The organism is Polaromonas sp. P1_F2 (genome assembly GCF_056405735.1).
The window spans coordinates 88,611-109,557 of sequence record NZ_JBFUBN010000016.1 but is presented as its reverse complement, the minus strand read 5'-3'; the positions used below and the strand labels follow the sequence as shown (position 1 = coordinate 109,557).

The window sequence follows — 20,947 nt, the reverse complement described above, 5'->3', positions numbered from 1 at the left end:
GGCGACCCTGGTTGCTGCGTCCCTCCGCTTCGCTGCGGGCAACCTGCGGTGCTCGGTCCAGACGGGGTCTCGCTAAACTCGCCTTCGGCTCAAACAACGCGATCCCTGATCCGTCTGGACCTGCGCTCCTCGGCGCATCCACAAGGGGTGGGGATAGGAATACCCAATACTTGAAGAAACAAGGACACGCCGTGGCGTGTCCTTGTTTGTCTTGGTTTGTTCTTTGGTATTTTTTTCTTCTGTTCCCGTTCCCGATTGCCCCGTCCTGGCTGGGCCGAGGAGCGCAGAGACAAGCGGATCAGGGCCGGCGTTGTCTGAGCGAAGCGAGTTTAGCCGGACCCCGCTTGGCTCGAGCACCGCAGGTTGCCCGTAGCGAAGCGTAGGGACCCAGACTGCGGGTCGCCTTTTCTTTGGTGACTTTCTTTTGGCGAAGCAAAAGAAAGTTACTTGCTGCCGGGCAACCCCCGGCCAGCCGGACTCCGCGAAGGGCGCGTTGCCGGAGCAAGACCCGGCCAATCGCTGCAAGGCCAATCAGCCTCAATTGGCCACAGTAAACCGCTGTCGCACATGCCGAGGCGCCTCAACCTCATCCACGATGGCCACGGCCAGGTCAGCCACAGAGATACCAGCCGGCTTATCCCCCTGACCGGCCAGCAGTTCGTCGCCGCCGAGCCGGTATTTACCGCTGCGCTCGCCGGGCGCCAAGCCGATGGGAGGCGAAACAAAACTCCAGTCCAGCGAGCTTTCAAGCTTGAGCTGGTTCAGCGCCTCGCGCGCGGCCAGCGCGCCTTGTTTGTACTCGGCGGGAAACTCCGGCGTGTCCACCAGTTGAAGGCCGGGCGCCACATACAGGCTGCCGGCGCCGCCCACCACCAGTAGGCGCTTCAGGCCGGCCTGCTTGACGCCCTTCACGATGGCCTGGCTGGCCTGCAGGTGCAGGTCATAAATCTTCGGCTCGCCCCAGCCGGGGTTGTAGGCGCTGATGAGGGCGTCATGGCCGGCCACGGCCTTGGCGACCTGGTCGGCGTCGAGTGCGTCGGCGGCCACGACTTTGAGGCCGGTTTGCGGCGCGACTTTGCCGGGGTTGCGGGCCAGCACGGTGACCTTGTGGCCGCGGCCCAGCAGCTCGGAAAGAATCGGTGCGCCAATAAAACCGGTGGCGCCTATGAGTGCGATGTTCATGGAAATTCCCCTGTTGATGAAAGAAGCCACTAGTTTGATTGCTTCACAAGTAACTGAATAGTTGGCAAAATTCGCCAACACTCTTAAGTATTGCTAATCAATGAGCGACAAATCCCTGGACCAACTCAAACGCATGGCCGTCTTTGCCGAGGTCGTGGCGGCGGGGTCGCTGACGGCGGCGGCGCGCCGGCTGGGCATGACGCCGTCGGCCGTGAGCCAGCATTTGCGCCAGCTCGAGCAGGCACTGGGCCTGGCCCTGCTGCACCGCTCGACCCGGCGCCTGACGCTGACCGAGGCTGGCGAGCGCTACCACGCGGGTTGCGCCGCCATGGTGGGCGCCGCGCGCCAGGCCGAACAGGCGCTGGTGCGCCTGCGCGATGAGCCCGAGGGCGAGTTGCGGCTGGCTGCGCCCATAGGCTTCGGCGGCCTGCTGGCATCGGCGCTGGCGCCGCTGCGCGGCCATCCCAAGCTCAGCCTGCGGCTGCTGCTGGACGACACCGTCATCGACCTGATCGAGCAGCGGGTGGACATCGCCCTGCGAGTGGGGCATCTGGCCGACTCATCGCTGGTGGCGCGCAAGCTGGGCAGCATGACGCGCGTGCTGTGCGCCTCACCGGCCTACCTGGGCGAGCGCGGCTGGCCCGCGCACCCACAGGATTTGCTGCAGCACGACTGGCTGGCCAGCCGGCCGCAAAACACGGGGGCGGAGATGCTCGAGCTGGAAGGCCCCGGCGGCGAGCGTGAAACCTTGCGGCTGGAGGCGCGTGTGCAGGCCTCGCAGGTCACGGCCGTGCATGCGCTGTGCGTGGCAGGCTGGGGCATCAGCATGGCGGTGAGTGAAGACGACCGCCAGGCGCTGGCCGACGGCAGGCTGCTGCCGGTGCTGCCCGGCTGGCGGATGACGGACATGCCGCTTTATGCCGTGACACCGCGGCGCGGGGAGCAGCCGGCCAAAGTGCGGCATACGCTGGATTTACTGGCAGCCTGGTTTGCCGCCCGACAGGACAACGGCGGCATAGCTGCCGCCGCCCGAAGCGCTAACGCCGCTTGACCAGCCCGCCCAGCATCACACACGCCAGCGCGGCCACCACAAAGGCGACGCCGGCCCACTGCCAGGGCGTGACGACCTCGCCCAGCACCAGCATGCCGGTGGCCAGGCCCACGACAGGCACGCCCAGGCTGAAGGGTGCAACGCGGTTCGCGGGGTGGCGTTTGAGCAGATTCGTCCACAAGCCGTAGCCCAGGATGGTGGCGGCCCAGCCCAGGTAGGCCACCGCCGCCCAACTGGAGGCGCGCGCCTCCAGCCAGTGCCAGCGCAGGGCTTCGGGATCGAAAGCCCAGGACAGCGCCGCAAAAGGCAGCACGGCCACCAGGCTGCTCCACACCACAAAAGCCAGCGGCGAATAGTCCTTGTAGGTCTGCTGCACACGCCGCGCCACGATGTTGGACATGGCCCACATGGCTGCCGCGCACAGCGTAAGCACAAAGCCCAGCGGCGTGGTCGCGCCGCCGCCGTCCGTGCCCATGTAGTTGAGCGCGAAGCAGACCAGGCCCAGCGCCGCGAGCACCAGGCCCATCTGCAGCGGGCGGCTGGCGCGTTCATGCAGCAGCACAAAACCGAACAGCGCGGTCCAGAACACCTGGGTCTGCTGCAGCACCGAGGCTAACGCTGCCGTCATGCCGACCTTGAGCGCGAAAAACAAGATACCGAACTGCCCCACGCCCTGCAGCAGGCCGTAGCCGGCGACCCACTTCCAGGCCACCTTGGGCGGGCGGACCAGCAGCACCAGCGGCAGCACCGCGAATACGTAGCGGGCGGTGCCCAACTGGAAAGGCGTGAAGTCGCGCAGCCCGAATTTCATCACCACAAAGTTGACGCCCCACAGCATGACGACCATGAGGGCGGCCGCGAGGTCGCGGCCCGTCAGGGCATTGTTCTGCATCGGGATTGGGAGTGGGGCGCGGCTCAGCCCAGTTGCATGTTGCGCGCGGCGTCCAGGTGCGCCTTGACGCGCTGGGCCAGCGCAACGTCGCCGGGCGTCTCGGGCCGCCATTCCTGGGCGGGCAAGGCCTTGCCGTCCAGGTCCACCGCGACAAACACCACCAGGCACTCGGTGATGACCTGCATCTGGCCGACCTTCATGTCGCCGGCGCGCACCTCCACCGAGATGTTCATGCTGGTCGTGCCGGTGTAGGCCAGGCGGGCTTCGACTTCGACCAGGTCGCCGATCATGATGGGACGCTGGAAGCGGATGCTGCCCACCGAGACGGTGACGCAGTAGCGCTTGGCCCAGCTGGTGGCGCAGGCATAACCTGCCTCGTCGATCCATTTCATGACGGTGCCGCCGTGCACCTTGCCGCCGAAGTTGACGGTGCTGGGTTCGGCCAGGAAGCGGAGGGTGATGGAGGACATGGGGGCTGCCGGTGGGTTGCGGGATGTTCAGTCGTGCCAGACGGTGGCGGCGACACGCATCATATTGTCGCCCATCACGCCTTCGATCCCGGCCTCGTCCAGTCCCACTTGGCGCAGCGCGTCAGGCAGCAGCTGCCAGGTCTCGACAGGCGTATATACCGTGCGCTGCACGGCGCGGTTGTAGCCGGCCGACTTGGGCCACCAGTAGGTGGGGTCGTAGTCACCGGGCGGGTTGTCGTTGAGCTCGTCCTGCCGGAAGCTGATGTCCAGGCCTATGCCCACATGCTGCGCGCCAACCAGGCCGGCCACATAGGCCACGTGCCGCGCCATGTCGTCGGCGGTGGGCGTGCGTGTGCCCAGGAAGGCCGAGACGCCCGAGACGCAGACCACACCGCCGGTCGCGGCGCAGGCGCGTATCTGCTCGTCGCTGATGTTGCGGCCGTGCTCGACCAGCGCCAGCGGGTTGGCGTGGCTGAAGATCACCGGCTTTGACGAGGCCGCCATGATGTCCAGGCTGCAGCGGCGGCCGGTGTGCGAGCAGTCCATCAACATCCCGGCCTCGTTGACGGCCCGCACCATGCGCACGCCCAGCGGCGTGAGGCCGCGCGCCTCGTCGTGGCAGCCATCGGCCACGCTGTTGTTGCGGTTGTAGGCGAAGTGGATTTGCCGCACGCCCAGGTCGCGGTACAGCGCCACCATCTCGGGATGCTCCTGCAGCGGCATCGCGCCTTCGAGGTCAAAACCGATGGCAAGCCGCCCCGCCGCCGCGGCCTCGCGGATTTCTTCCACGCTGGACACCAGCTGGTAGCGTTCGGGGTTGGCCGCGATCTTCGCGCGAAAGGCGGCGATCACCGCCATGATCTGCGCCACCGGGTTCATGTCCATGCCGACGTTGATGGAGACGTAGTTGACGCCCGCCGCGCGCAGCGAATCGAGGGGCGAAAAATCGGCCGCCGGGTGCAGCGGCAGGCAGGCATGGGCTTCCCAGTGGATCATGGCGGCGGCGTTTGTTATTAAAGAGGATGAGAAGAAATTAAAGCACGCGGCCAGCCGGCGCGCCAGCGGGGCGCGGTAACGATTTACACGGCGGCTGTCGCCTCGGCCGTGTGACGCTTGAAGCCGGTGGAAGCCTCCATCAGGCTCAGCGTGTAGGCGTTGCTGGCCTTGTGCGCCGCGAGGTCGGCCGAGGCCAGCATTTCCACCGTCTGGCCGCGCTGCATCACCATAAGCCGCTCGCACAGGTGGGTGACGACGGCCAGGTCATGGCTCACCATGATGAAGGTCAGGCCGCGTCGGCGGCGCAGTTCCTCAAGCAGATTCAGCACCTCGGCCTGCACCGAGGCATCGAGCGCCGAAGTGGGTTCGTCCAGCAGCAGGATTTGCGGTTCCAGGATCAGGGCCCGCGCGATCGCGATGCGCTGGCGCTGCCCGCCCGAGAGCTGGTGCGGGTAGCGAAAACGAAAGCCCGTGCCCAGGCCGACCTCCTCGAGCGCGCGCTCAATGCGCGCTTCCGCATCGGTGATGCCGTGGATGGCCAGCGGCTCGGCCAGGATGCGGTCCACCGTGTGGCGCGGGTGCAGCGAACCATAGGGATCCTGGAACACCATTTGCACCTGCCGCCTGAAGGCCTTGCTGCCGGGTGCGCTGTCCTGGCCGAGCAACCGGACCGTGCCGGCCGTGCGCGGCGCCAGCCCGCAAATGGCGCGCAGCACCGTGGACTTGCCCGAGCCCGATTCGCCGACGATGCCGAAGCTTTCGCCGGGGGCCACGGTAAACGAGGTGTCGGCAACCGCGACAAAACCGTCGTAGACCACGCGCAGGCCGCTGGCTTCCAGGCCCAGCGCGCTGGATGCGGCCGGGCTCACAGCGCCCACTCCGGTTTGCGGTCCAGCGTGGCCAGCGGATGCGTCGATTTGCCCAGCTGCGGCAGGCAAGCCATCAGGCCGCGCGTGTAGGGGTGCTGCGCGTTCGCCAGGCCGCCGGCAGCCAACTCTTCCACCACCCGGCCGGCATACATCACCAGGATGCGGTCGCAGAAGGTGGAGACCAGCCGCAGGTCGTGCGACACCAGGATCAAACCCATGCCGCGCTCGGCCACCAGGGCGTCGAGGATGGACAACACCTGCAACTGCACCGTCACATCCAGGGCCGAGGTCGGCTCGTCCGCGATCAGCAGGTCGGGGTCGGCGATCAGCATCATGGCAATCATCGCGCGCTGGCCCATGCCGCCCGACACCTCATGCGGATAGAGCTTGCAGACGCGCGCCGGGTCGTCGATGCGCACCGACTCCAGCGCGGCGAGCGCGCGTTTTTTCGCTTCCGCCGTTGAAACACGGGTATGCGCCTGCAGCGTCTCCACGATCTGCGCGCCTATGGTCATGACCGGGTTCAGCGAAAACTTCGGGTCCTGCAGCACCATGGCGATACGGCCGCCGCGCAACTCGCGGCGCTGGGCCGGTGCGCAGCGGAGCAGGTCCACGCCGGCAAATTCAAGGCGTTTGGCGCTGATACGGCCTTCCGGTGCGGTCAGCCCCATGATGGCGCGGCCGGTCTGCGACTTGCCGGATCCCGACTCGCCGACGATGCCCAGGCGCTCGCGGCCCAAGGTGAAAGAGACACCGCGCACCGCTTCCGTCATGCCGCCGTCGCGGCGCGGGAAGCTGACGCGCAGGTCGTCTACGACCAGCAGGGGTGTTGCGGAGTTCGTCGTCATTTCGCGGCCTTGGGATCCAGCGCGTCGCGCAGGCCGTCTCCCAGCAGGTTGAAGGCCAGGCTCACGACAAAAATCGCGGCGCCGGGCGCGGCCGCTACCCACCATTGATCCAGCACATAGAGCCGGCCGTTGGCGATCATCGCGCCCCATTCCGGCATGGGCGGCTGCGCGCCCAGGCCCAGGAAACCCAGGCCCGCGGCCGTCAGGATGATGCCGGCCATGTCGAGCGTGACACGCACGATCACCGAGGACAGGCACAGCGGCATGATGTGGCCCAGCACGATGCGCCAGGGCGAGGCGCCCAGCAACTGCACAGCGGCGATGTAGTCGGTCTGGCGTATCGTCAGCGTCTCGGCCCGCGCCATGCGGGCGTAAGGCGGCCAGGAAGTGATGGCGATGGCGATCACCGCGTTCTGTATGCCGGGGCCCAGCGCCGCGACAAAGGCCAGCGCCAGGATCAGGCGCGGGAACGCCAGAAAGATGTCGGTGATGCGCATCAGCACCGCATCGACCCAGCCGCCGGCATAACCGGCCACGGTGCCGACAATCAGGCCCAGCGGCGCAGCCAGCACCGCCACCAGGATCACCACCATCAGCGTGATGCGCGAGCCGATGATGATGCGCGATAGGATGTCGCGCCCCTGGTCGTCGGTGCCGAACCAGTGCGCCCAAGAGGGCGGCAACAGCCGCGTGGTGCGCAGGTCGCCGGTATAGGCTGAATAAGGCGCCAGCAGGTCGGCAAAGATCGCCACCCCGACCAGGCCCAGCACGATGAGCAGGCCCAGCATCGCCAGCCGGTTGCGCGAAAAATCTCGGCACCCGTGGTACACCCGGCCCATAAAGGCCTGGCGGCGTGAGCCCGGCCTGTCGGTGGCGAGCCAGTCGCGCAGGAAAGCAACCTTCGAGCTCATCGGATTCGCGTCCTTGGATCGAGAAGCTTGTACAAGACGTCAGAGAGCAAATTCAGCCCCACAAAAATCGAGCCCACGATGATGGTGCCGCCCAGCACCGCGTTCATGTCGGCGTTCTGCAGCGAGTTGGTGATGTACAGGCCCAGGCCCGGCCAGGCAAACACGGTTTCGGTCAGCACCGAGCCCTCAAGCAGGCCCGCATACGACAGCGCAATCACCGTCACCAGCGGAACCATGGCATTGCGCAGCGCGTGGCGCCAGATGATGCGCGACTCCGACAGGCCCTTGGCGCGCGCGGCGATCACGTATTCCTGCGCGAGCTCGTTGAGCATGAAGGAGCGCGTCATGCGGCTGATGTAGGCCAGCGCGAAGTACCCGAGCAGCGAGGCCGGCAGTATCAGGTGCGAAAACACATTGCGGAAAGCCTCCCACTCGCCGGCCATGGCGGTGTCGAGCAAAAGCAGGCCGGTGACGGGCGTGAGCGTGTATTCATAGGTGACGTCGATGCGTCCCGGCCCCGACACCCAGCCCAGGCGCGCATAAAACACCACCAGCGCCATCAGCCCGAGCCAGAAGATGGGCACTGAATAACCGACCAGGCCGATCACGCGCACCACCTGGTCCACCAGCTTGCCGCGCCGCACAGCCGCCCACACGCCCAGAGGAACGCCCAGGCCCGCGCCTATCAATATGCCCAGGCTGGCGAGCTCCAGCGTGGCCGGAAAGGCGCGCTTGATGTCCGTCATCACGGGGTTGGCGGTCAGCACCGAGACACCGAAGTCGCCCTTGAGCACCTTGCCGAGGTAGATGTAGAACTGCTGGTAAAGCGGTTTGTCCAGCCCCAGTTCCTGGCGTGCACGTTCGATCACATGGGCCGGCGCCCGGTCGCCCACGATGGCCAGCACCGGGTCTATGGGAATCACCCGGCCTATGAAGAAGGTCACGGCGAGCAGGCCCAGGTAGGTGAGCAAAATCACCACCAGGAAATTACCGAAGCTCTTGGCGTGCGGCGTCAGGCGTTGCCCCGCAGTGCGCGCGCTCACCGCGGTGAGCGGCGCCATGCCGGCAGCTGTGGGGTCGGGGATGGCCAAAGTCGGTGGAGCTAACAGCTGTCAGCGCTTGGACGCGTTGAACATATAGTTGCTGTCGAAGGTCGGGCCCAGCTTCAGGCCGTCCACGTTGTTGCGGAAGGCCGCCACCTCGGTTTGCTGGTACAGCATGATGAAGGGGCTGGTCTTGCGGAACTCGGCCTGCAGCTCTTCATACATCTTCTTGCGCTTGCCGGCGTCGCGTTCGAGCACGGCGGCGTCCGATTGCTTGGTCAGCTCGGGAATTGCCCAGGCATTGCGCCAGGCCAGCGGCTTGGCCTTGGCGTCGTCGGCGTTGTCGGGGTTGCGCGTGAAGGTGTCGGCATTCGAATGCGGATCCCAGTAGTCAGCGCCCCACTGGCCGATGTACATGTCGTGGGTGCGCGCGCGGTACTTGGTCAAGGTCTGCTTGCCGTCGCCGGGAATGATCTCGATGTCAATGCCGGCCTGCTTGGCAGTCTGCTGGAAGGCCTCGGTGATGCCTTGCACCGGCTGGATGGTGCGCATGTCTATGGTGACCTTGAAGCCGTTGGGCAGGCCGGCTTTGGCCAGCAGCTGCTTGGCCTTGGCCACGTCGAGCTTGTAGGGTTTGTCGGTGCTGGCACCCAGTAGTCCTTGCGGAAGGAAGTTCTGGTTGATCACGCCGATGTTCTTGACCAGCGTATCGCCGATCGCGCCGTAGTCGACCAGGTACTTCATGGCCTCGCGCACTTCGGGCTTGGCCAGGTTGGGGTTCTTCTGGTTCAGGCTGATGTAGTAGACAGTGCCCTTGGGCGTGGAGGTGAGCTTCACGTCCTTGTTGGCCGAGAGTGCCGCGATGTCCTGCGGACTCAGGTTGCGGGCGATGTCGATGTCGCCTTTTTCCAGCAGCAGGCGCTGCGTGGCCGACTCCTTCACGTGGCGGTAGATCACCCGGGCCAGTTTGGGCTTGGGGCCGTAGTAGTTGTCGTTGCGCTCCAGCGCCACGATTTCATTGGCGCGCCATTCGCGCAGCTTGAGCGGCCCGGAACCGGCGTAATTGGTCTTGAGCCAGGCATAACCCCAGTCGCCATTGACCTCCTTGGACTGCACCAGCTTCATGTCGACAATGCCGGCCACATTGGCCGTCAGGCAGTTGAAGACGAAGGTCGGCGCATAGGCTTTGTCGGTCTCCATGGTCAGCACGGTCGGGCTGGTGGCCTTGATCTTGTCCTTGACGTTGGTCTTGGAAAAACCGAACTGCGTCAGGATGAAGGCCGGGGATTTGTCCAGCATCACGGCGCGCTGCAATGAGTAGGCCACTTCCTCGGCCGTCAGCGGGTTGCCCGAGGCGAACTTGATGCCGGGCTTGATCTCGAAGGTGTAGGTCTTGCCGTCGGCCGAGACGTTCCAGGACTTGGCCACGTCACCGACCAGTTTGGAGGGATCGTTGACGTCCAGGCGCAGCAGGCGGTCGTAGGTGTTGCCCATGATTTCGCCGGCGGACAGCTCGAAGGCCTCGGCCGGGTCCATGGTGATGATGTCGTCAAAACCGAAGGCCAGCACCAGCGTGTCCTTGGGCGTGGCGGCCAGGGCGGCACCAGCGCCGCAGGCCAGCATGGCGGCCGCTGCTGTGGCGCAAAGCACCCGGCGGCTGAGGAGGGGAAGCATGTGGTTCAAGATGATTTCCTTCGGTTGGACGGTTCAAAAAAATACGCTGCACCGCTTGTGGCGACTGCGCACGGAGCCCTGGAGGTGAGCACGAACCGTGCCCACACCCCGCTTGTTGCTGCCTGTAACTTGTACATACAAGCTGGCAGGCTGATGCATTCTGCGCCGCTGCGGGGTCTCGTCAAGACCCGGGTTTTCCGCGATTGCCGAGTGACCCAAAAAGGGGCGTCGGGTTTTCCTGCGCAGATTTCACGAGGCTGGGCTCCGGCTTTCCAAACGGTTCGAAAACACCCGTTTACGGAGGAAAACACCTATCAAAACCCCGTCTCCCCGGCTTGACTGGGAATTTAGTGTAACGATACAGTAAATCGTTCTACAACGAACCCGACAGCACGCCGAGATGCCCAGCGCATCGCAAAACACCTCAGGAGACAAAAATGACTTCACTCTCACGCCGCCGCTTCGTCCAGACCACGTCCGCCGCCTCCGTTGCCATGGCGACGGGGTTTTCGGGCCTGGCAAAAGCCCAGTCCACCGTCGCGCTGCGCCTGTCGTCCGCGCATCTGCCCGACCTCAATTCCTCGCACTTCGCCTGGCAGCAGCTCATGGAGGCCAACCTCAAGAAGGCCGTAGGCGACAAGATCCGCATCGACTACTTCCCCAACAACCAGCTCGGCAAGGAAAGCGACGTGGTGCAGCAGGTCAAGGTCGGCTCCATCGACATGATGCTGACCGGCTCGTCCATCTGGGCCACGGTGACGCCGCAGCTCGGCATGCTGGACCTCGGCTACCTGTTCGACAGCTACGAGCACGTGGCCAAGGCGCTGGACAGCGGCGTGGGCGCAAAACTCAACGAGATGCTGCAGAAAAGCACGGGCTGCCAGGTCATCACCTGGAGCGCCCATTACGGTGCGCGCAACGTCTACACCAAGCAGCCGGTCAAGTCGCTGGCCGACATCAAGAACGTCAAGCTGCGCGTGCTGCCGACGCCGGCCTTTATCGAGACCTTCAAGATCATGGGCGCGATTCCCACGCCGATTTCCTTCGGCGAGCTCTACATGGCCGCGCAGACCGGCGTGGTCGACGGCTTCGAGCATGACTCGGGCACGGTGCTGGCGAGCAAGCTCAACGAGGTCGTCAAGCACTGCTGGATGACCGAGCACCTGTTCAGCCCCATGGTCTGCATCATGGGCAAGCGCGGCGTTGACAGGATCCCGGCCGAGCTGCGCCCGGCTTTCATGAAGGCCGCCGCCGATTCGACCGTCCAGCTGCGCAAGACCGGCACCGACAAAGGCCTGCAGGGCATCGAAGACCTCAAGAAGCTCGGCATCACGTTCACGCCCATGGCCAAAAACGAGCGCGACCAAGTCCGCAAGGAAATGGAAACCAAACTCTGGGCAGGTTTTGCCAAGCAATACCCTGAAACCGCGCCGCTGTTCACGGCGATCAGCGCGGCGCGGAGCTGAGCATGGAAGCCAGCATGTCCGCGGCCCTGCCCGAAGCCCTCTCGCATAACCCGGCGCACGCGTCCGCACCGGGCTTCAGCGTCGGCCATTCGCCCGGCCGCTGGCTGGCCTGGCTGATGCGCATGACCGAATACGCCGCGGGCGTGGTGCTGGCCGTCGACGTGCTGGTGGTGTTCGTCTCGGTGGTGTTCCGCTACTTCCTGCACGAGCCCTTTGACTGGGCCGAGGAGGTGGCGCGCGCGCTGATGATCGTGCTGGTGTTCTTCGGCGCGGCCACGGTGCTGGCGCGCAGCCAGCACGTGGGTGTGGACATCTTCCGCGGCCTGCTGCCCGCGCGCTGGCAACCGGCGCTGATGCAGTTCGCGAGCTGGATCATCGTGGCCGTGTCGGCCTGCCTTTTCGTTTCCTCCGTCGGCCTGCTGGTGGACTCCTGGTCCAGCACCACGCCCATAGGCTTGCCGCAGTGGATCTACACCTTCCCGGTGGTCATCGGCAGCCTGTTCATGACGATGTTCGGCCTGGCCAACGCGGTCAACGGCCCTTCGCGCGTGGTGTGGTCGACGCTGGGCGTCGGCATCGCCATGGTGGCGGCGGTGGTGGGCTGGAACATGCTGCTGCCCGGCATAGCCATCAAGCCCTGGATGCTGCTGACCGTGGGTTTCGTCGGCGGCCTGCTGCTGGGCGTGCCGATCGCCTTTGTGCTGGGGCTGTCGTCGCTGGTCTTCTTCATGGCCGACCCGTCCCTGCCCATGCTGGTGTATTCGCAGCAGGTGATGGCCGGCACCGACCATTACGTGTTGCTGGCGATTCCCTTCTTCGTGCTGGCCGGGCTGCTGATGGAGTCCAACGGCATGTCATCCCGCCTTATCGAGCTGCTGCTGCGCATGTTCGGCCGGGTGCGCGGGGGGCTGGGGCTGATCACCATCACCGCGACCGCTTTCTTCTCGGGCGTCTCGGGCTCCAAGCTGGCCGACATCGCGGCGGTGGGCGGCATCATCATGCCGGCCGTGCGCAAGACCAAACAGGACCCGAACGAAACTGCCGGCCTCCTGGCTTGCACCGCCGTGATGGCCGAGACGATTCCGCCCTGCATCAACATGATCATCATGGGTTTTGTCGCCAACATCTCGATTGCCGGCCTCTTCATGGCCGGGCTGGTGCCCGCCGCGGTGCTGGCGCTGTCGCTGGCGGCCGTGACGATTTATGTGGGCACGCGCATCAACCCCGACGAAGCCTTCGATGTGCGCACACCGATGTTTCGCCTGCTGGGCGGCGCCATGGTGGCGCTGGTGATGGTAGCCATGATAGGCAAGGGCGTGACCTCCGGCGTCGCGACCTCCACCGAGGTCTCGGCCTTCGCCGTGGTCTATGCGCTGGTGGTGGGCTGGCTGGCGTTCCGCGAGCTCACGGTCAAGTCGGTGGCGCAGCTCTTTGTGCGCTCGGCCTCCATGGCCGGCGGCATCCTGTTCATCGTCGCGGCGGCGTCCAGCGTGTCGTTTGCGCTGACCATCCAGCAGATACCGCAATACCTGTCGACCTTCATGATCGGCTTTGCGCATTCCTACGGCAGCACCATGTTCGTGCTGCTCTCGGTGCTCATCATGATCGTCTTCGGTGCCGTGCTGGAGGGCGCGCCCGCGCTAATCATTTTCGGGCCCCTGCTGACGCCGATTGCCTCCCAGCTGGGTGTCAATCCATTACATTTTGGGACCGTCATGGTGATTGCCATGGGATTGGGGCTGTTCGCGCCGCCGGTCGGGCTGGGCTTGTTCGCCACCTGCGCCATCACCGGCACGCACGTCAAGGACGTGGCCCGGCCCATGATGAAATACCTGGCGGTGCTGTTCGTCACGCTTATCCTGCTGGTGCTGGTGCCGCAATTCTCGCTGTGGCTGCCGACCCGCATGGGCCTGTGAAAATGCCAGCAGACGCATTCAAAAAGACAGGACAAAAAACGTGAGCAAGATCCGAGATGTCGCCAGCCTGGCCGGGGTTTCCACCAGCACCGTGTCCAACGTGCTCAACGGCCGCGCCAACCGCATGGCCGCCGAGACGCTGGCGCGCGTGGAGGCCGCCATCGCCGAGCTCAAGTACCGGCCCAACTCCACGGCGCGCCAGCTGAAGACCGGCTACACGCCGCTGATAGGGCTGCTGGTGCCGTCCATGGCCAACCCGATGTACGGCTTCATCGCGCGCGAGATCGAGACCCTGGCACAGGAGCGCTACGGCTTTCGCATCATGATCGGCAACACCTACCGCGACAGGGACAAGGAGACGCGCTTCTTCGACGACCTGCTGGCGCACGGCGTGCGCGGCGTGATCATCATTTCCTCGCTGATCGACGAGCAGCACGTGGAGGCCGCGGCCGAACGCGGAATGGTGATGGTGAGCTACGACAGGCGCGCCACGCCGAATATGCGTTCCATCGTCGACCACGTCACGGTGGACAGCTTCGAGTCGGCGCGCATCGCCACGCAGCACCTCATAGACCTGGGCCACCGCCGCCTGGCTTTTGTCACGCCGGCCGGCCGCACCATGAGCCGTAACGAGAAGATTGCCGGCTTCCTGTCGGCCGCCAAAACCGCGGGCTTGGAAGCCAGCGCCCGCGTCGTCGAGGGCACGCCGGTCGACGAGTATGGCGATTCGATGATGAGCGAAGTGGGCCGCGCCCAGGCCAGCCTGCTGGCCAAATTGCCGGATAGGCCCACCGGCGTGATAGGCGTCAACGACCTGATGGCCTTCGGCCTGATGGCGGGTTTTCGCGACGCGGGCCTGGCCGTGCCCGAAGACGTCTCGGTCATCGGCATCGACAACGTCTTCCTCTCCACGCTGATGCACCCGGCCATGACCAGCGTGCGCCTGCCGGTGCCCGAGATGGCGCAGGTCATGGTCGAACGCGTGATGAGCCGGCTGGCCGACCCGTCCATAGAGACACAGGAATTCATTTTCCAGCCCACGCTCGTGGCGCGCGACTCGGTTGCCGAATACCGCGCGGGCAAGCGCTGACTTTTTTTGACTTTGAGACAGACAGAACACAAGGTTTTTGAATGACAACGGTTTTTGTCAGCCATCCCCAGAGCAAGCTCGCACACTACTTCGGCGACCGCGCCATCGCCGCGCTCAAGGCCATTGCCGACGTGCGCTTCAATCCAGGCGACACCGACCTCTCCTCCTCCGAGCTGGCCGCGCTGGCCGGCGATTGCGAGGTCATCATCTCCTACCGCCAGACGGTGGGCGACGAGGCCCTGTTCGCCGGCCTGCCACGGCTGCTGGCCTTTGTGCGCTGCGCCATCGACATCCGCAACATCGACGTGGCGGCCGCCAGCCGCCACGGCGTGCTGGTCACCCAGGCCAGCGCGGGGTTTATCGCCTCGGTCAGCGAATGGGTCATCGGCGCGATGATCGATCTGAGCCGCCACATCAGCAGGGCCGCGGCCGACTACCACGCCGGCCGGCCCGTGATACCCGCCATGGGCCGAGAGCTGCGCGGCGCGACGCTGGGTGTCATCGGTTATGGGCAGATCAGCCACTACCTGTGCGACGTGGCGCTCGCGCTGGGCATGCGCATCGTGGTGTACGACCCCTACACGCCCACAAACCGCAAGGAACTCGAGCAGGCCGAGCTGCTGCCGCTGCTGCAGCGCTCCGACTACGTGGTCTGCCTGGCCGCCGCGACCGAGGCCACCGAGAACATGATGAATGCCGCCACCTTCGCGGCCATGAAGCCCGGTGCGTTTTTTATCAACGCCTCGCGCGGCAACTTGGTCGATGACGAAGCGCTGCTGGCGGCGCTCGATGCCGGCACATTGGCAGGCTGCGCGGTGGACGTGGGCCGCGCGCCCGACCAGATGCCCTCGCCGCGTGTGGCCGCGCACCCGCGCGTGATCGCTTCGCCGCACATAGGTGGCCTCACGCCGCCGGCGGTGGAACACCAGGCGCTGGAGACGGTGGCCCAGGTGGCCGAACTGCTTCAGGGCCGCGCGCCCAAAGGTGCTGTGAACGCCGCGCAGGCCGCGCGCTGGCAACAGGCCACCCAGGCGCCGCAAACAGCCTGAACTACGCCGTCACTTCCACTTTTTTGCGAAAGCTTTTTTCATGCAAGCCACCCAGAACACCATGTACGCCGGCGCCTGCGACTGCCACGTGCACATCTACGAAGACAAATACCCCATGGTCCCCAATGTGGCCTGGGTGCCACCGCATCTGCCGGTGTCGACCTACCGCGAAGTGCAAAAGGCCCTGGGCCTGAGCCGCGCGGTCATCGTCCAGCCCTCGGCTTACGGCTTTGACAACAGCTGCACGCTGGACGCCGTGGCGCAGCTCGGCGAGTCGGGCCGCGGCATCGCGCTGGTGGCGCCCGAGGTGACGGATGCCGAACTGCGACGCCTGCATGACGGCGGCATCTGCGGCGTGCGTTACATGATGATCAATCCGGTGCTGGAGTGGCGTTCGCTGGAACCCATGGCCGCGCGGCTGGCCGCGATGGACTGGATGGTCAACCTGCAACTGGACGGCCGCGATTTTCCCGAGCATGAAGAGGTACTCAAGCGCCTGCCCTGCAAGCTGGTGATAGACCACAACGGCAAATTCCTCGAACCGGTCAAGCCGGGCCATCCTTCATTCCAGTCGCTGCTGCGTGTGCTGGACACCGGCAAGGTGTGGATCAAGTTGTCGGCGCCTTATGAAACCTCCAAGGTTGGCGCGCCCGGCTATGACGATGTCAGCCTGATCGCGCGCACGCTGGCCGAGAAATTTCCGGAACGCTGCCTCTGGGCGAGTAACTGGCCGCATCCGGGACGGGATCCGGCGCCGTCGGAAGTGGATTTGTATGATTTGCTGTTTTCTTGGACCAGCAGCGATGCAACGCGACAAAAAATCCTGGTGGATAACCCGGCGCAGTTGTACGGCTTCAGGTGATTGGATTGTTCTTACGACTGGGTATTCTGCTGAATCCTGCTGGCCGGGGGTAGCCCGGCAGCTACTCACTTTTCTTTTGCTTCGCCAAAAGAAAAGTAAGCAAAAGAAAAGGCGACCCTGGTTGCTGCGTCCCTTCGCTTCGCTGCGGGCAACCTGCGGTGCTCGGTCCAGACGGGGTCTCGCTAAACTCGCTTCGCTCAAACAACGCGATCCCTGATCCGTCTGGCCCTGCGCTCCTCGGCGCATCCACAAGGGGTGGGGAGTGAATACCAATACCTAAGAAACAAGGACTCGCCACGGCGAGTCCTTGTTTGTCTTGGTTTGTTCTTTGGTATTTGTCTTCTGTCTCCGCTCCCGATTGCCCCGTCCTGGCTGGGCCGAGGAGCGCAGAGACAAGCGGATCAGGGCCGGCGTTGTCTGAGCCGAAGGCGAGTTTAGCCGGACCCCGCTTGGCTCGAGCACCGCAGGTTGCCCGTAGCGAAGCGCAGGGACCCAGACTGCGGGTCGCCTTTTTTTGCTTACTTTTTTTGGCGAAGCAAAAAAAGTGAGTCGCATGCCGGGCGACTCCCGGCCAGCAACCCTATGCAGAGGGCGCACCGCCGGAGCAAGACCCGGCCTATTTCGAAGCCTCCCCGCGAGCCGCCTCCAGGACATCGCGAGTCCTCACAGCTTCCCGCCGAGCGGCCTCAGCAAAATCATCCCCACTGGACGCATACAAAATAGCCCGAGAAGAATTCACGATGATGGGCGCCCCGGCCCGCCAGCCGGCTTTGACGGTGGCCACCGCATCCCCACCTTGCGCCCCCACACCAGGAATCAGCAAGGGCAGGACAGGCGCAACAGCACGCACACGCTCAATTTCCGCCGGGTAAGTCGCCCCCACCACCAGGCCCAACTGGCCGTTGAGGTTCCACGGCCCCTGCGCCAGGCGCGCCACGTGTTCATACAGCAGCGGCTGGCCTTCGATGGAAGCAAAACGCTGGTTCTGCAGATCGTCACCGCCGGGATTGGAGGTGCGGCACAGCAAAAACGCGCCCTTGCCTTCGTATTTCAAATACGGCGCGACCGAGTCAAAGCCCATGAAGGGCGAGAGCGTCACCGCGTCGGCACCGTAGCGCTCAAACGCTTCTTTCGCGTACTGCTCGGCGGTGGAGCCAATGTCGCCACGCTTGGCGTCCAGGATGATGGGCACTTGCGGCGCGACGCGGCGCATGTGTTCCATCAGGCGTTCGAGCTGGCCTTCGGCGCGATGGGCGGCGAAGTAGGCGATCTGCGGCTTGAAGGAAATCACCAGGTCGGCGGTGGCGTCGACAATCGCAGCGCAGAAATCGTAAATCTTGTTGGCGTCACCCTTGAGCTTGCCGGGGAATTTGGTCGGCTCCGGGTCCAGGCCGACGCAGAGCATGGAATGGTTCTGGCGTTCTGCGGCGCCCAGCATGTCGAGGAAATTCATAGTGGTATTTTAGGCCCCCACGCTTTTCACTTCGTGTAATGCGCTGCCCCCCGAGGGGGCCGCTGCGCCTGCGGCCTGGCAAAGCCAGTTCCGCGGCCCCGGCTGGTAGAGAAAGGGGGCCATACACGCCCGCAGCAAGATTTCCTTGCTGCCCGGACAATAGCGGCACTCTTCATCGTCCGCCGCACCCACCCATGCAACTCTCCCAACGCCAACTCGTCCTGCTGGTCCTGCTCACCCTGGTCTGGGGTTTGAACTGGCCGGTGATGAAGATGGGCATCGCGGACTATCCGCCGCTGACTTTCCGGGCGATTTCAATCTGGCTGGGGATTCCGGTGCTGGGGCTGGCGATGGTGCGGCTCAAGGTGCCGTTCTTCGTGCCGCGTGACAAGTGGCGCGAGCTGTTCTGGCTGGCGGCGGCGAATATGTTTGTCTGGCATGCGCTGATCATTCTGGCGGTGAAAAACCTCAGCAGCGGGCGCGCCGCCATCCTGGGCTACACCATGCCGATTTTTTCGGCGCTGCTCGGAGCCTGGTTTTTCGGCGCGAAGCTGAAAGCCCGCAACTGGCTGGGTGTTGCGGCCGCAGCGCTCGGTGTTGCCCTGCTGCTCTGGTATGAACTGACCAACCTGTCGGGCCGGCCGCTGGGCGTGCTGTGCGCGCTGGTGGCGGCCGCCGTGTGGGCGCTGGGCACACAGATGTTGCGCAAGACCACGATACAGGCCGCGACCTTGACGCTGTCCTTCTGGATGACGGTGATGACGGCTGTCATATTGACCGTGCTGGGCATCGTCTTTGAACGGCCGCAGTGGAAGGCGCCCTCGCCCACGGCCTGGGCGGCGATTCTCTACAACGCGGTGCTGATCTTCGGTTTTGCCCACGCGGCCTGGTTCACGCTGGCGCGCGCGCTGCCGCCTGTGGCCTCGACGCTGAGCGTGATGATGATTCCCATCCTGGGCGTGTTCTCAGGCGCGCTGGGCCTGGGCGAAGTGCTGCACTGGCAGGACTGGGCGGCGGTGGTGTTGATGGTGGCGGCGATCGCCTCGGTGCTGGCGCCCAGCCGGGACGCCGCCAAGGCCTGAAGCGGTCTCAGCCGACGGCAGGCCCGGCCACACGGCTCATGGCCAGGCACAGGTCGTCCCAGGCCTTGGCCTTGTCGGAGGGGTTGCGCAGCAAATAAGTGGCGTCGTAAGTCACCACCGTGTGAGCGCCGTGCAGGCCGTGCACCTGGCCGCGCAGCTTGCCGAAGGGCTCGCTGGACTGCAGCAAAGCCTGTGCGGCCAGGCGGCCCATGACCAGCACCACGTCGGGCTGCGCGCTGGCCAGCAGGGCCGGCAAGGCCTCGGGCAGGGCGGCGCCCACACCGGCGGCCGCGCCGCGCACCAGCGGTGCCAGCAGCACCACGCCGGCCTTGTGCAAACGGGCGGCGCGCAGCATGTTGTCGAGCAGCTTGCCGGCCTCGCCCTCAAACGGATTGAAAGGTTCACGCTGCAGCGCGGCCGCCGGCGTTTCGGCCAGCACCAGCCAGCGCGCGCCCTCGGCATGGGCGGCGTCGGCGTACAGCGCCTGCGCGGCACCCATGCTCCAGGCGCCGGCGGCTGGTGCGGAGGCTTCGCGCGCCTCGGCTGGCGGCGCGGCCACCACCGGTGGGCGGGGAGGCGGGGTGCGCACAGGCGGCGGGGCTTCACGCACGGCGGGAGCCGGCGCCGGCCTGGTTTCCTGCGGGGCAAGCGCTGCCTCCACCACTGCCTCGGCAGCGGTAACAGCAGCAGGTTCCGACACAGGCAGCCACACGCGCACGCCCATCTCGCGCAGCATGGCGCGATGGCGTTTGTCGAGGTCCAGGCTCATAGGGCCAGGCTCATGACGACGGCGTCTTCGCGCGCCGATGCGCCGTTCGGGTAGTAATTGCGGCGCGTGCCGACGTGGCGGAAGCCGTAGCGCTCGTAGATCGCCTTGGCGCGCACATTGCTCACGCGCACCTCCAGCCACAGCCATTGCGCGCCCTGCGCGCGCGACCAGATGGCCAGCGCATCGAGCATGATGCGGGCCCAGCCCTGGCGCTGGTGCTGGGGCGCGACCGTGATGTTGAGCAGGTGCACCTCGTCCACGCCTTTCATGGCCACGAAGTAGCCCAGCAGTTCGGCATTGGGCGGGTTGCCGCCGGTGAGCAGCTGCGCCTGGTAACCGGCATTGAGCGAGTCGGTGAAGTTGCCTTGGGTCCAGGGGTGGTCGTAAGCGCCCTGTTCCACGCGCACCACCGCGTCCAGCCATGCGGGTGTCATGGCTTCGAACTGGGCTTCGAGGGGCTTGAGGATGGCGTTCATGGTGAAAGAGAGGGCGCGCCGGCGAGTTTGGCGGCCTTGACCCGCTCGCGCTCTTCGGTGGTGAGCGCTACTTTATCCCGAACGTAGAGCGGCAGGGCGAGGTCGGCGCTGACACACTGCCCGGCGGCGGCCAGTACGGGCGCCAGGCGCAGCAGGGCGGCGGCCGTGGGCAGGGCCTCGGCCTGCGCCGGCATGCCGGCCGGCAGGCGATCCGCGTAGACCGAAAACACATTGCCGGCGAGCAGGTCGACGGCGGCATCGGGCACAAAGTCCTCGGGCCGGACCAGTTCGCATTCGCCCAGCGCGCGGCACTGCCCGCCGCTGAATTCAAAGCGCTGGACATACATCTCGTCCATGCGCGCATCCAGCAGCGCCGTGATGCCGAACGGCCGTTCGGCGGCCGGCGCGCCGGCCTGCTGAAAGCGCGCTTCCTCGGCCACGGCCATCAGCGTGTCTATGGGCAGCACCGGCATGCCCGCGCCGTCCCGTGCACCCAGCGCCAGGCCCTGCGCCACGGCGCAGGCGGTGCGCAGGCCGGTGAAGGAGCCCGGCCCGCGCCCGAAGGCGATGGCGTCCAGCTCGCCGAGTGCCAGCCCGGCCTCGGCCAGCAGCGCGAGGATGGCCGGGATCAGCGTGGTCGAGGCCTGCGCGCCGCCGGGGCCGCTGTGCTGCCAGCTGCGCACGCCGTCGGTCACCGCCACCGACATGCGGTCGGTGCTGGTGTCAAAGGCGAGGAATTTGAGGAATTGCGGCATTCGGTCGGAGCGGGTCTACCAGGGGCCGGCAGCGCTTGAATCAAGGACTACCGGGCATATGCACCCGATTATCCCCGCCAATGGCCGGTGGGC

The 20,947-nt window shown here is 65.6% G+C and carries 20 protein-coding genes; 7 read left to right on the top strand and 13 right to left on the bottom strand.

All coding sequences use genetic code 11. From position 1 onward, the window contains the following. Positions 1-537: 537 nt before the first annotated feature. Positions 538-1,182 carry an NAD(P)-dependent oxidoreductase gene (locus AC1D0O_RS23565; RefSeq protein WP_477655909.1) on the bottom strand — a complete coding sequence of 215 codons (645 nt, stop codon included), beginning with the start codon at positions 1,180-1,182 and terminating at the stop codon, positions 538-540. A gap of 100 nt (positions 1,183-1,282) precedes the next feature. Between AC1D0O_RS23565 and AC1D0O_RS23560 the strand changes: the two genes are divergently transcribed. Next, positions 1,283-2,233 carry a LysR family transcriptional regulator gene (locus tag AC1D0O_RS23560; RefSeq protein ID WP_477655908.1) on the top strand — a complete coding sequence of 317 codons (951 nt, stop codon included), beginning with the start codon at positions 1,283-1,285 and terminating at the stop codon, positions 2,231-2,233. Here the strand turns inward: AC1D0O_RS23560 and AC1D0O_RS23555 are convergent. From AC1D0O_RS23555 to AC1D0O_RS23520, 8 genes are all read right to left on the bottom strand, one after another. Continuing rightward, on the bottom strand, positions 2,220-3,125 hold the full coding sequence (locus AC1D0O_RS23555) for an EamA family transporter (RefSeq protein WP_477655907.1): 906 nt from the start codon (positions 3,123-3,125) through the stop codon (positions 2,220-2,222). The two genes, AC1D0O_RS23560 and AC1D0O_RS23555, sit on opposite strands and share 14 nt — an antisense overlap. Positions 3,126-3,148: 23 nt before the next feature. Further along, positions 3,149-3,595 carry an acyl-CoA thioesterase gene (locus AC1D0O_RS23550; protein WP_477655906.1) on the bottom strand — a complete coding sequence of 149 codons (447 nt, stop codon included), beginning with the start codon at positions 3,593-3,595 and terminating at the stop codon, positions 3,149-3,151. Positions 3,596-3,622: 27 nt separating this feature from the next. Further along, complete coding sequence (locus AC1D0O_RS23545) at positions 3,623-4,591, bottom strand: dipeptidase (protein WP_477655905.1); 969 nt, start codon at positions 4,589-4,591, stop codon at positions 3,623-3,625. 83 nt (positions 4,592-4,674) lie between these two features. After that, on the bottom strand, positions 4,675-5,436 hold the full coding sequence (locus AC1D0O_RS23540) for an ABC transporter ATP-binding protein (RefSeq protein WP_477655912.1): 762 nt from the start codon (positions 5,434-5,436) through the stop codon (positions 4,675-4,677). A gap of 20 nt (positions 5,437-5,456) precedes the next feature. Continuing rightward, entirely contained in the window at positions 5,457-6,308 is an 852-nt protein-coding gene (locus tag AC1D0O_RS23535) for an ABC transporter ATP-binding protein (protein ID WP_477655904.1), read from the bottom strand. After that, positions 6,305-7,219 (bottom strand): nickel transporter permease, encoded by a 915-nt coding sequence (gene nikC / locus AC1D0O_RS23530; protein WP_477655903.1) that lies wholly within the window; start codon positions 7,217-7,219, stop codon positions 6,305-6,307. The genes AC1D0O_RS23535 and nikC overlap by 4 nt, the downstream gene beginning before the upstream one ends. Next, the gene (locus AC1D0O_RS23525; protein ID WP_477655902.1) at positions 7,216-8,280 is read right to left on the bottom strand and encodes an ABC transporter permease; all 1,065 of its coding nucleotides are present in this window, start codon (positions 8,278-8,280) and stop codon (positions 7,216-7,218) included. The genes nikC and AC1D0O_RS23525 overlap by 4 nt, the downstream gene beginning before the upstream one ends. Before the next feature lie 51 nt (positions 8,281-8,331). Continuing rightward, positions 8,332-9,936 carry an ABC transporter substrate-binding protein gene (locus AC1D0O_RS23520; protein ID WP_477655911.1) on the bottom strand — a complete coding sequence of 535 codons (1,605 nt, stop codon included), beginning with the start codon at positions 9,934-9,936 and terminating at the stop codon, positions 8,332-8,334. A gap of 437 nt (positions 9,937-10,373) precedes the next feature. On the opposite strand from AC1D0O_RS23520, the gene AC1D0O_RS23515 reads away from it, so the two are divergent. The 5 genes from AC1D0O_RS23515 to AC1D0O_RS23495 are packed head-to-tail and all read left to right on the top strand — an operon-like array spanning position 10,374 to position 16,319. Continuing rightward, complete coding sequence (locus tag AC1D0O_RS23515) at positions 10,374-11,402, top strand: TRAP transporter substrate-binding protein (protein ID WP_477655901.1); 1,029 nt, start codon at positions 10,374-10,376, stop codon at positions 11,400-11,402. A gap of 2 nt (positions 11,403-11,404) precedes the next feature. Next, a complete protein-coding gene (locus AC1D0O_RS23510) occupies positions 11,405-13,318 on the top strand; it encodes a TRAP transporter large permease (protein WP_477655900.1) in 1,914 nt (637 codons plus the stop codon). A 40-nt stretch (positions 13,319-13,358) separates the two neighbouring features. Beyond that, positions 13,359-14,408 carry a LacI family DNA-binding transcriptional regulator gene (locus tag AC1D0O_RS23505; RefSeq protein ID WP_477655899.1) on the top strand — a complete coding sequence of 350 codons (1,050 nt, stop codon included), beginning with the start codon at positions 13,359-13,361 and terminating at the stop codon, positions 14,406-14,408. A 41-nt stretch (positions 14,409-14,449) separates the two neighbouring features. Next, a complete protein-coding gene (locus tag AC1D0O_RS23500) occupies positions 14,450-15,457 on the top strand; it encodes an NAD(P)-dependent oxidoreductase (protein WP_477655898.1) in 1,008 nt (335 codons plus the stop codon). A 40-nt stretch (positions 15,458-15,497) separates the two neighbouring features. After that, complete coding sequence (locus tag AC1D0O_RS23495; protein ID WP_477655897.1) at positions 15,498-16,319, top strand: amidohydrolase family protein; 822 nt, start codon at positions 15,498-15,500, stop codon at positions 16,317-16,319. A 616-nt stretch (positions 16,320-16,935) separates the two neighbouring features. Here the strand turns inward: AC1D0O_RS23495 and pyrF are convergent. Then, positions 16,936-17,772, bottom strand: coding sequence for an orotidine-5'-phosphate decarboxylase (gene pyrF / locus AC1D0O_RS23490; RefSeq protein WP_477655896.1), 837 nt, complete (start codon positions 17,770-17,772; stop codon positions 16,936-16,938). A gap of 194 nt (positions 17,773-17,966) precedes the next feature. Here pyrF and AC1D0O_RS23485 point away from each other — a divergent pair, with 194 nt between their 5' ends. Further along, positions 17,967-18,854 carry a DMT family transporter gene (locus AC1D0O_RS23485; RefSeq protein ID WP_477655895.1) on the top strand — a complete coding sequence of 296 codons (888 nt, stop codon included), beginning with the start codon at positions 17,967-17,969 and terminating at the stop codon, positions 18,852-18,854. Positions 18,855-18,861: 7 nt separating this feature from the next. On the opposite strand, the gene AC1D0O_RS23480 is transcribed toward AC1D0O_RS23485, so the two are convergent. From AC1D0O_RS23480 to tsaB, 3 genes are read right to left on the bottom strand one after another with little or no spacing between them, the layout of a single operon-like run. Continuing rightward, the gene (locus AC1D0O_RS23480; RefSeq protein WP_477655894.1) at positions 18,862-19,623 is read right to left on the bottom strand and encodes a uracil-DNA glycosylase family protein; all 762 of its coding nucleotides are present in this window, start codon (positions 19,621-19,623) and stop codon (positions 18,862-18,864) included. After that, entirely contained in the window at positions 19,620-20,099 is a 480-nt protein-coding gene (gene rimI / locus AC1D0O_RS23475; RefSeq protein WP_477655893.1) for a ribosomal protein S18-alanine N-acetyltransferase, read from the bottom strand. Before rimI ends, AC1D0O_RS23480 begins: the two co-directional genes overlap by 4 nt. Continuing rightward, positions 20,096-20,854, bottom strand: a complete 759-nt coding sequence (gene tsaB, locus AC1D0O_RS23470; protein ID WP_477655892.1) for a tRNA (adenosine(37)-N6)-threonylcarbamoyltransferase complex dimerization subunit type 1 TsaB — start codon at positions 20,852-20,854, stop codon at positions 20,096-20,098. The genes rimI and tsaB overlap by 4 nt, the downstream gene beginning before the upstream one ends. Positions 20,855-20,947 lie beyond the last annotated feature (93 nt).

Coding starts and splice junctions, on each gene's coding strand:
- AC1D0O_RS23565 (WP_477655909.1), bottom strand. CDS start 1,182: ATGAACATCGCACTCATAGGCGCCACCGGTTTTATTGGCGCACCGATT.
- AC1D0O_RS23560 (WP_477655908.1), top strand. CDS start 1,283: ATGAGCGACAAATCCCTGGACCAACTCAAACGCATGGCCGTCTTTGCC.
- AC1D0O_RS23555 (WP_477655907.1), bottom strand. CDS start 3,125: ATGCAGAACAATGCCCTGACGGGCCGCGACCTCGCGGCCGCCCTCATG.
- AC1D0O_RS23550 (WP_477655906.1), bottom strand. CDS start 3,595: ATGTCCTCCATCACCCTCCGCTTCCTGGCCGAACCCAGCACCGTCAAC.
- AC1D0O_RS23545 (WP_477655905.1), bottom strand. CDS start 4,591: ATGATCCACTGGGAAGCCCATGCCTGCCTGCCGCTGCACCCGGCGGCC.
- AC1D0O_RS23535 (WP_477655904.1), bottom strand. CDS start 6,308: ATGACGACGAACTCCGCAACACCCCTGCTGGTCGTAGACGACCTGCGC.
- nikC (WP_477655903.1), bottom strand. CDS start 7,219: ATGAGCTCGAAGGTTGCTTTCCTGCGCGACTGGCTCGCCACCGACAGG.
- AC1D0O_RS23525 (WP_477655902.1), bottom strand. CDS start 8,280: ATGGCGCCGCTCACCGCGGTGAGCGCGCGCACTGCGGGGCAACGCCTG.
- AC1D0O_RS23520 (WP_477655911.1), bottom strand. CDS start 9,936: ATGCTTCCCCTCCTCAGCCGCCGGGTGCTTTGCGCCACAGCAGCGGCC.
- AC1D0O_RS23515 (WP_477655901.1), top strand. CDS start 10,374: ATGACTTCACTCTCACGCCGCCGCTTCGTCCAGACCACGTCCGCCGCC.
- AC1D0O_RS23510 (WP_477655900.1), top strand. CDS start 11,405: ATGGAAGCCAGCATGTCCGCGGCCCTGCCCGAAGCCCTCTCGCATAAC.
- AC1D0O_RS23500 (WP_477655898.1), top strand. CDS start 14,450: ATGACAACGGTTTTTGTCAGCCATCCCCAGAGCAAGCTCGCACACTAC.
- AC1D0O_RS23495 (WP_477655897.1), top strand. CDS start 15,498: ATGCAAGCCACCCAGAACACCATGTACGCCGGCGCCTGCGACTGCCAC.
- pyrF (WP_477655896.1), bottom strand. CDS start 17,772: ATGAATTTCCTCGACATGCTGGGCGCCGCAGAACGCCAGAACCATTCC.
- AC1D0O_RS23485 (WP_477655895.1), top strand. CDS start 17,967: ATGCAACTCTCCCAACGCCAACTCGTCCTGCTGGTCCTGCTCACCCTG.
- AC1D0O_RS23480 (WP_477655894.1), bottom strand. CDS start 19,623: ATGAGCCTGGACCTCGACAAACGCCATCGCGCCATGCTGCGCGAGATG.
- rimI (WP_477655893.1), bottom strand. CDS start 20,099: ATGAACGCCATCCTCAAGCCCCTCGAAGCCCAGTTCGAAGCCATGACA.
- tsaB (WP_477655892.1), bottom strand. CDS start 20,854: ATGCCGCAATTCCTCAAATTCCTCGCCTTTGACACCAGCACCGACCGC.